Annotated in this window: 9 protein-coding genes and 1 tRNA gene; 6 read left to right on the forward strand and 4 right to left on the reverse strand. The window is 66.4% G+C overall.

Annotation, left to right across the window (positions count from 1 at the left end; all coding sequences use genetic code 11):
* Positions 1–7 precede the first annotated feature (7 nt).
* The 3 genes from cmk to der are packed head-to-tail and all read left to right on the forward strand — an operon-like array spanning position 8 to position 2,731.
* Positions 8–703, forward strand: a complete 696-nt coding sequence (gene cmk, locus ACRDPN_RS02700; protein ID WP_431445783.1) for a (d)CMP kinase — start codon at positions 8–10, stop codon at positions 701–703.
* The gene (locus ACRDPN_RS02705) at positions 700–1,419 is read left to right on the forward strand and encodes a lysophospholipid acyltransferase family protein (RefSeq protein ID WP_431445784.1); all 720 of its coding nucleotides are present in this window, start codon (positions 700–702) and stop codon (positions 1,417–1,419) included. The genes cmk and ACRDPN_RS02705 overlap by 4 nt, the downstream gene beginning before the upstream one ends.
* On the forward strand, positions 1,412–2,731 hold the full coding sequence (gene der / locus ACRDPN_RS02710) for a ribosome biogenesis GTPase Der (protein WP_431445785.1): 1,320 nt from the start codon (positions 1,412–1,414) through the stop codon (positions 2,729–2,731). The genes ACRDPN_RS02705 and der overlap by 8 nt, the downstream gene beginning before the upstream one ends.
* 21 nt (positions 2,732–2,752) lie before the next feature.
* On the opposite strand, the gene ACRDPN_RS02715 is transcribed toward der, so the two are convergent.
* Positions 2,753–3,409, reverse strand: coding sequence for a peroxiredoxin (locus ACRDPN_RS02715; RefSeq protein WP_431445786.1), 657 nt, complete (start codon positions 3,407–3,409; stop codon positions 2,753–2,755).
* Positions 3,410–3,533: 124 nt separating this feature from the next.
* Positions 3,534–4,541, reverse strand: a complete 1,008-nt coding sequence (locus tag ACRDPN_RS02720; RefSeq protein WP_431445787.1) for a zinc-dependent alcohol dehydrogenase family protein — start codon at positions 4,539–4,541, stop codon at positions 3,534–3,536.
* 66 nt (positions 4,542–4,607) lie between these two features.
* On the opposite strand from ACRDPN_RS02720, the gene ACRDPN_RS02725 reads away from it, so the two are divergent.
* Positions 4,608–4,681 (forward strand) — tRNA-Pro (locus ACRDPN_RS02725).
* A gap of 147 nt (positions 4,682–4,828) precedes the next feature.
* On the opposite strand, the gene ACRDPN_RS02730 is transcribed toward ACRDPN_RS02725, so the two are convergent.
* Together ACRDPN_RS02730 and ACRDPN_RS02735 are read right to left on the reverse strand one after the other, a co-directional pair.
* A complete protein-coding gene (locus ACRDPN_RS02730) occupies positions 4,829–6,205 on the reverse strand; it encodes a glutamate decarboxylase (RefSeq protein WP_431445788.1) in 1,377 nt (458 codons plus the stop codon).
* Positions 6,202–6,879 carry a hypothetical protein gene (locus ACRDPN_RS02735; protein WP_431445789.1) on the reverse strand — a complete coding sequence of 226 codons (678 nt, stop codon included), beginning with the start codon at positions 6,877–6,879 and terminating at the stop codon, positions 6,202–6,204. Before ACRDPN_RS02735 ends, ACRDPN_RS02730 begins: the two co-directional genes overlap by 4 nt.
* Before the next feature lie 310 nt (positions 6,880–7,189).
* On the opposite strand from ACRDPN_RS02735, the gene ACRDPN_RS02740 reads away from it, so the two are divergent.
* Positions 7,190–8,659 carry an arylsulfatase gene (locus tag ACRDPN_RS02740; protein WP_431445790.1) on the forward strand — a complete coding sequence of 490 codons (1,470 nt, stop codon included), beginning with the start codon at positions 7,190–7,192 and terminating at the stop codon, positions 8,657–8,659.
* A gap of 85 nt (positions 8,660–8,744) precedes the next feature.
* A complete protein-coding gene (locus ACRDPN_RS02745) occupies positions 8,745–9,002 on the forward strand; it encodes an amphi-Trp domain-containing protein (protein WP_431445791.1) in 258 nt (85 codons plus the stop codon).
* Positions 9,003–9,015 lie beyond the last annotated feature (13 nt).

A 9,015-nucleotide genomic window follows, 5' to 3' on the forward strand; every position in this document is an offset into this window, starting at 1 on the left:
CGCACCCGTGAGCCCTAGACCCGAGCGCTCTGGCCTCGTGGTCGCCGTCGACGGACCGTCGGGATCAGGCAAGTCGAGCACCGCCCGCGGTGTCGCAGACCGCTTGGGCCTGAACTACCTCGACACCGGCGCGATGTACCGCGCGATGACCTGGGCGTTGCTGCAGCGCGGCACGGATCTGCATGATCCCGAGGCCATCGCGCGCGCTGCCGAGTCCATCGCGATCCGGTCCGGCACCGACCCGCGGGCACCAACGATCGAGGTGGACGGTCAGGATGTCTCCAGTCCCATCCGGGGAGCCGACGTCACGGCGAACGTCAGCCTGGTCGCAGCCGTGCCGCAGGTGCGCGAGATGCTCGTCCGCCTTCAACGCACGACGATCGGGGCGTCCTCGGGCGGCATCGTCGTCGAAGGTCGCGACATCGGCTCTGCTGTTGCCCCCGATGCGCCGGTCAAGGTCTACCTCGTCGCCGACCCGGCCGCCCGGGCCGCCCGACGGGCAGCCGAGCTGGGCATCCTCGACCCCGGCACCACGGCGGAGGATCTCGCCCGACGCGACCAGATCGACTCCACCCGAACGGCCTCGCCACTCGCCAAGGCTCCGGACGCAGTGCTGATCGACGGCACCCACCTGACTCTGGACCAGGTGGTCGAAGCAGTCGTCGAGCTCGTCGACGACATCGTCCGGGAAGGGGCGTCGTGAGCGATCTGATCCTGGCCACCGGCCGGTTCGCCGGTCCACGGGGGGTGCCGGAGAGGGGGCTTCGGACCGTGCGGCGTTTCGCGACGAGATGGCTCGACCGTCGCTGGGACGTCAACCAGCGCGGGGAGGGGCGAATCCCCGAGGACGGGCCGGTGATCCTCGCCGCGAACCACATCGGCTGGCTCGACGGACCCCTGTTGTTCCTGAAGGCGCCTCGCCCGGGCCACGCCCTCGTCAAGCGGGAGCTCTTCGTCGGCCGAACCGGGAGGCTGATGAAGTACGCCGGTCAGATCCCGGTCGACCGGCATCACACCGACGTGGGAGCACTGCGCACCGCCGCCGATGCGTTGGCTGCGGGTCAGGTGATCATCACCTTCCCGGAGGGTCGACGCGGTGACGGAGAGCTGCGCCGCATCGAGACCGGAGTCGGTTGGCTGGCGCTGATCAGCGGCGCACCGGTGGTCCCGGTCGCCATCTTCGGTACCCGGGAGCCTGGGGCGGCATCTGAGTCACGCCCACCCAAGGGCGCGCGGCTCGACGTCGTCTACGGAGAGCCCATCCGGTTTCCGGAGACCCCTTGGCCGCGCTCGACCGCGATGATCGACGACGTCGCGGAGCAGATCCTCGAGCACATGCGCAAGCACCTCACCTGGGCGAAGGGCGCCGCCAAGCGCGGGCTGCCCGGACCACTTCCCGCGGGTTCGACCAGTGACTGACGCCGTCCCCGTGCTGGCGGTGGTCGGGCGGCCGAATGTCGGCAAGTCCACGCTGGTCAACCGCATCATCGGCCGCCGCGAGGCGGTCGTCGAGGACGTCCCCGGTGTCACGCGCGACCGCGTCACCTACGACGCCGACTGGAACGGACGCAACTTCACGGTGGTCGACACCGGCGGCTGGGATCCTGACGCGCGAGGACTGTTCGAGCGGATCGCAGCACAGGCGGAGATCGCCGTCCAGGCCGCGGACGCGGTGATGTTCGTCGTCGACGCCACGGTCGGCATCACCGATGCCGACGAGGCGGTCGTGCGCATCCTTCGTAAGGCCAAGAAGCCGGTCGTGCTCGCGGCGAACAAGGTCGACGACCAGCGTGGCGAGCTCGAGGCCGCCTCGCTCTGGAACCTGGGCCTGGGGGAGCCGTATCCGGTCTCGGCACTGCACGGACGAGGCAGTGGCGACCTTCTCGACGCCGTGCTCGCGGCGCTCCCGGAGGCGCCCCCCGAGCGGGATGTCGTGGGCGGGCCACGACGCGTGGCAATCGTCGGCAAGCCGAACGTCGGCAAGTCCAGCCTTCTCAACAAGCTCGTGGGGGAGGACCGGGTCGTGGTCGACGACGTCTCCGGCACCACGGTCGACCCTGTCGACGAACTGGTGGTGCTGGGCGGCCGTACCTGGCGCTTCATCGACACGGCGGGCATCCGCAGACGCGTCCGTGAAGCATCCGGCCACGAGTACTACGCGAGCCTGCGCACCAGCTCGGCGATCGAGCGCGCCGAGGTCGCCGTCATGATCGTGGACGCCAGCGAGCCGCTCACCGAGCAGGACACGCGCATCATCAGCTCCGTCGCCGAGACCGGGCGCGCACTCGTCGTCGCCTTCAACAAGTGGGACATGGTCGACGACGAGCGTCGCTACTACCTGCAACGCGAGATCGACCGTGAATTGGTACAGGTTCCTTGGGCACCGCAAATCAATGTCGCCGCCCTGACCGGTTGGCACGTCGACCGACTGGTCCGCGCTCTCGACACCGCCTTGGACGGTTGGGAGACACGGATCGGCACGGGCGCCTTGAACTCCTTCCTCGGCCGGCTGGTGGCCGAGCATCCGCACCCCGTGCGGGGAGGCAAACAGTCGAAGATCCTGTTCGGCACGCAGGCATCCGTGGCGCCGCCGACGTTCATCCTGTTCACCTCGGGCAAGCTCGAGGGGTCCTACCTGCGCTTCATCGAACGCCGCCTCCGCGAGGAGTTCGGCTTCGTCGGGTCACCGATCCACATCCAGCAGCGCCCACGCCAGAAGCGGAGGCGCTGACCGCACCGAAGCGTGGGCCGTTCAGGCCGGTTGCGGCACGATGCGGATGTACGGCTTCGGCGCGTCCCACTCGCCGAACAGTTCCTTGGCCTGGTCGTCGGACACCGATCCGGCGATCATGACGTCCTCGCCCTGCCGCCAGTTCACCGGCGTCGACACTTTGTGGTTGGCGGTGAGCTGCAACGAGTCGATGACCCGGAGCACCTCGTCGAAGTTGCGCCCGGTCGTCATCGGGTAAACCAGGATCAGCTTCACCTTCTTGTCCGGACCGACGACGAACACGTTGCGCACGGTCTGGTTGTCGGCCGGCGTCCGGCCCTTCGCATCGCCTGACGTCTCGGCCGGAAGCATTCCGTAGAGCTTGGCGACGTTGAAATCGTCGTCGGCGATGAGCGGGTAGTTGGGGGCGTGACCCTGCGTCTCCTCGATGTCGCGTGCCCAGCCCTCGTGATCGCCGGTGGAGTCGATCGAGAGGCCGATCACCTTCACGTTCCGCCGATCGAACTCGGGCTTGATCTTCGCCATGTAGCCGAGCTCGGTCGTGCAGACCGGGGTGAAGTCCTTGGGGTGCGAGAACAGCACGGCCCAGGAGTCCCCGATCCAGTCGTGGAAACGGATCCGGCCCTCCGTGGTCTCGGCCTCGAAGTCGGGAGCGTCGTGCCCAATCTGAATCGTCATCGTCTTTCCTCTCTTGCGTGCCATCTCACCGTTGGTGAGCCTTGCCATCTTTCAGTCTCATGGGGCAACGGCGCGGAGTCCATAGGCTGTACGACTGATCTTTCGCCGGCCTCGCGCCGGGAGATCACCCCTCGCCGATGCGAGCGACGGCTGCACCGGTGATGCGGCCGTCGGCCAGGTCGGTCAGCGCCTGGTCGACATCATCGAATGCGTAGGACGTGACGCGGGCCCGGACATCGAGTGCCGAAGCCTTGGCGAGCAGCTCCTCGCCGTCGGCTCGCGTGTTCGCGGTGACGCTGGTGAGCGTGCGTTCCCGGAAGAGATGCTCTTTGTAGTCCAGCGCTGGGATGTCGCTGAGGTGGATGCCTGCCACCGCGAGGGTCGCGCCCTGTTCGAGCGCGGACAGCGCCACCGGCACGAGACTTCCGACCGGCGCGAAGAGGATCGCACCGTCGAGGGCGACCGGCGGTCGTTCATCAGACGAACATGCCGAGGCCGCCCCGAGCTCCATCGCGAGGTGCCGGGCTCCTTCGTCCCGCGTCACCACGTGCACCTCGAGGCCCTCAGCGATGGCGAGCTGTGCGGTCAGGTGCGCGCTCGCGCCGAAACCGTAGATTCCGAGGGTCCCGTTCGATGGAACGTTGGTGCGGATGAGCGCCCGGTAGCCGATGATGCCGGAGCACAGCAGGGGCGCCACCTCCTCGTCCGAGGGGCCGTCCGGCAACTCGTACGCGAACGCCTCTGGGACCACGGCGTACTCCGCGAACCCGCCGTCGGCGTCCCAACCGGTGTACTCCGAGAAGCGGCACAGGTTCTCCTGACCGTTGCGGCACTCTTTGCAGGTGCCACAGGTGCGACGTAGCCAGGCGATGCCCAGCCGGTCGCCCATGGAGAAACGGGTGGCACTCTCACCGAGCGCGACAACCTCACCGACCACCTCGTGACCCGGGATCACCTCGGGCCGCTTCGGCGCCAGGTCATGATCGGCCAGATGCAGGTCGGTGCGGCAGACGCCGCACACCTTCACACGCACGAGGACCTCGTCGGCAGCGGGCTCCGGCACGTCCCGCGAGACCGACACCAGCCGCCCAGGACCTCCTGGCCGACCGCCGACCGCCCACCCACGCATCATGCTTGAGAGCGTAGTCGGGCGACACCTGATGCTCCGGTGGGCTGGGGTAGGGTGGCCGCTGGTAAACGGGCTGTGGCGCAGTTTGGTAGCGCACGTGACTGGGGGTCACGGGGTCGCAGGTTCAAATCCTGTCAGCCCGACTCATGAACCGCCTCTGACCTGCGTAACGCGAGTCAGAGGAGGTTGAACTCGAAGGCCCTGGTTCCCACATGGTCACGAAGTATTCGGGCCGCGCTCCGGATTAGCCTCCGCTCGTTGCCCGGCTCGCCGCGAGGCGGGAGTGAACGTCAGTACCCGGTGCCCATCTTGGTCTGCTCGCGTTCGACTTGGGCAGTTCCGCCCTTCTGGTCGAGGGTCGCGCAGGCGTCTGCGATGTCGTCGGTCAGGCGCTCGACCTGTTCGCGACTCATGGTCTCTTTCACCAGCGCGCGCATGATCTTCACCCGTTCGGCGTTGGGGGGGAGGGTGTACGCCGGCACCATCCAGCCGCGCTCTGCGGACAGTTGCCATGCGATGTCGGACTCGTCGTACGTGGTGTGCTCACCGGAGAGCCGGAAGGCCACCAGCGGAAGCTGTTCCGCGTCGTCGCCGATCACCTCGAACCGGCCGCTGTCGCGTAGGTTGGCCGCCAGAGCCTGGGCGTTCTGCTGCATCTGCTTCATCACGTAGGTGTACCCGTCGCGTCCGAGACGAACGAAGTTGTAGTACTGCGCCAGCACCATCGCGGCGCCCGTGGAGAAGTTCAAGGTGAACGTGGCGTCAGTCTTTCCGAGATAGTTCTCGTAGAAGACCAGGTCCTGGGCGAGGTCGGACTCCTCGCGGAAGATCAGCCAGCCGATTCCCGGGTAGACGAGCCCGTACTTGTGCCCTGAGACGTTGATCGAGCGGACCTGCTCGAGGCGGAAGTCCCACGGCGAGTCGGGGTAGAGGAACGGCCACACGAACGCGCCGCTGGCGCCGTCCACGTGGAGCGGGATGTCCAGTTCGCGCTGGTTCTTGGTGTCGAGCAGCAGGTTGTTGATGCCGACGATGTCGTCCATGTGCCCGGTGAAGGTGGTGCCCAGAACGGCTGCGACGCCGATGGTGTTCTCGTCGAGGTGTGGCTCCACGTCCTCGGGGCCGATCGTGTACTTGTTCTCCTCCAGCGGGACGATCCGTGGCTCGACATCGAAGTAGCGACAGAACTTCTCCCAGACCACGTGGACGTCCCCTCCGAACACGAGGTTGGGACGGTCTGTCGACAGGTTTGCTGACTGACGGCGCTCCTTCCATTTCCACTTCAGGGACAAGGCGCCGAGCATGATCGCTTCGGACGACCCCTGGGTGCGGCACCCCGTCGTTGCGCCCGGAGCGTTGAAGAGGTCGGCCAGCATCCGGACACAGCGTTGCTCGACCTCAGCCGAGATCGGGTACTCGGCATGGTCGATGAAATTCCGGTGCAGGTTCTCCGCGATGATCCGCTGCGCTTCCGGCTCCATCCAGGTCGTGACGAAGGTTGCCAGGTTGCGTTGCGGGTCACCTTCGAGGTTGAGGTCCTCGGCCACCAGCCGCATGGCGTCCGTTGGGCGCATCCCGCTCTGCGGGAAGGATGTCGAGGGGGCTCTCTCGGTCAGGAATCGGTTGCCGAAAAGCGTTTCGGCTGCTGACTGGCTCTGTGTGGTCATGGCGTGTGCTGCACCACCGTTCTTGTCGAGGTTGGCCTGTCGAACACTTGTATGACCCCTGCCAGCGCGAAGCAGGAGGCGCCGGCGAAGGTGCCCCAGTTGACGAGTCCGGCGTCAAGGGCATTGGAGGTCGCCGGACGCGTGAACGCCGCGATTCCGGCGAGGAAGAACAGTATTGAACCGATCTGGTTGGTCGCCACCACCCACCAGGCGAGCTCATGGACGCGCACTTCGACGTGACCGGCGCCAACCTGGAGCATCCCGAGGTGGCCGGACACGAGGAAGCAGACGCAGCCGAGGATGTCGGGCATCCAGATCCATCCGTTGGACTGGCGGGGAGTGAGCCCTTCGGCGAAAGCCGCCAGGAGGCTGACCGCAAACAGCAGCGTGCCGATGAACAGCACGACCGCACTGAGCCAGTCGCGCCGTTGTGGCTGGTAACTCCACCAACGCATCGGCTCCTCGGCGCCGCGACGGCCCTCATCGCGGGTGGCATTGACGACCAACAGGATCGAGGCGTAGCCACCCAGGCTGAAGAAGCACCCACCGACCAGGTAGGTGATGTTGACAGTCGCCAGTGTGCCCACCTCGAGCTGGGCGAAGACCGCACCCAGGGCGAACAGGCTGCCGCCGAGGATGAAGGCGACAGCGGCGACGAGGTTGAGCCTGCTCAACCGACGAGTTGTCACCTGCTCCCTCGCACCAGCCGACTGTTGGCTCACGTGACCACGCCCGAGCCTCTGGACGGGTACCCGTCCGCCTGACGTCGCTCGGTCCCCGCGAACAGCGCGAACAAGCAACCCATGGCAGTTCCTCCGTCCCTACGCACTGTCATCCTTGACGGGCTGGGTCATGGCGCCTTCATCCGCTGCGGGTGATCTCGGGGCGTCCTCAACGGATTAGGTTCCGAGGGTTCGACCCCTCCGTGGGGTCAGGGACGCCCAAGGAGGGACGCATGCCCGAGCAGCCCAACATCCTCATCATTTGGGCGACGACATCGGAGTCAGCAACCTCAGCTGCTACAGCGAGGGTCTGATGGGGTACCGCACTCCCAACATCGACCGATTGGCGGCCGAGGGGGTGAGGTTCACCGACTACTACGGCGAGCAGAGCTGCACGGCGGGCCGCGCGGCGTTCATCACCGGACAGAACCCCTTCCGCATGGGGCTGACAAAGGTCGGGATGCCAGGCGCCGATGTCGGGCTGAGGGCCGAGGACCCCACGATCGCCACGGCATTGAAGGCCCGCGGGTATCGCACCGGACAGTTCGGCAAGAACCACTTCGGGGACCGCGACGAGTTCCTGCCGACGGCCCACGGGTTCGACGAGTTCTTCGGGAACCTCTACCACCTCAACGCCGAGGAGGAGCCCGAGCTCGACGACTACCCCAGTGAGGTGGACTTCCCGGACTTCCGGAAGAACTTCGGCCCTCGCGGGGTCATCCACTCCTGGGCGAACGAGGACGGCACCCAGCGCATCGAGGACACCGGCCCGCTCACCAAGGAGCGGATGAAGACCATCGATGACGAGGTCGTGCCCGAGGCGCTGCGGTTCATGACCGGGGCCAAGGACAGCGACACCCCGTTCTTCGTCTGGCTGAACACCACCCATATGCACTTCCGCACCCACATCAAGGACGGCAGCCGCGGCAAGGCCGGCCGCTGGCAGTCGGAGTACCACGGCACGATGGTCGACCACGATGAGCTCGTGGGTCAGGTGTTGGACTACCTGGATGCCAATGGATTGGCGGACAACACGATTGTCATGTACTCCACCGACAACGGCCCACACATGAACACCTGGCCCGACGCCGGCATGACGCCCTTCCGCAACGAGAAGAACTCCAACTGGGAAGGCGCGTACCGCGTGCCGGCCATGGTGCGCTGGCCCGGTCACGTCCCGCCTGGACAGGTGCTCAACGGCATCGTCAGCCACAACGACTGGTTCGTCACCCTTCTGGCCGCGGCGGGGGACGCCGACGCAGCCGGCCGGCTGAAGGCGGGAGCGGACCTGAACGGTACGACGTACAAGGTTCATCTCGACGGGCACAACCAGCTCGACTACATCACCGGGGCGGCCTCTCAGAGCCCGCGACAGCACTTCTTCTACGTGTCCGACGACGGAGACCTCACAGCTCTGCGCTACGACAACTGGAAGTTCGTCTTCATGGAGCAGCGCGCCACCGGCACCATCAGGATCTGGGCCGAGCCCTACACACCGCTCCGCGTCCCGAAGCTCTTCAACCTGCGCACCGATCCCCACGAACGAGCCGACATCACCTCCAACACCTACTACGACTGGCTGCTCGACCACGCTTGGATCTTCATTCCCGCGCAGGCCTACGTCGCACGGCTGGTCCAGAGCTTCGCGGAGTACCCGCCCCGACAGGAGCCGGCCAGCTTCAGCCTCGACAAGGTGATGCAGAAGCTCCGAGACGGCGCCGCGAGCTCTTGAGCAATGGTTCGTCCATCCATGCGACCGCCCGGTGAGGTCTCGGCGAGGGGCGCGTGCCTTGGCAACGTCTGCGTAGGATCACGGCATGGCTAAGGGATCTCGAGACATTGAACGCATCTACGAGACCGCACACGTAGTGGCGAAGCTGCGCCGCCTCGCGGACGCTCTCGAGAAGGCCGATTCGTTCCGCATCCAGATCGCAGGGGAACGGTTTCGGGTGCCCAAGCATGCCCAGTTCTCGATCGAGCACGAGCGTGGTGACGACGAGGAAGAGGTCGAGTTCCAGCTCAAGTGGAATATCGACGGCGGCGACGACTCCGAGGATTCTGGCGAAGTCGTCTGAAGCGTGCATGTGG

Source organism: Aeromicrobium sp. (genome assembly GCF_050700635.1).
Classification (GTDB): Bacteria; Actinomycetota; Actinomycetes; order Propionibacteriales; family Nocardioidaceae; genus Aeromicrobium.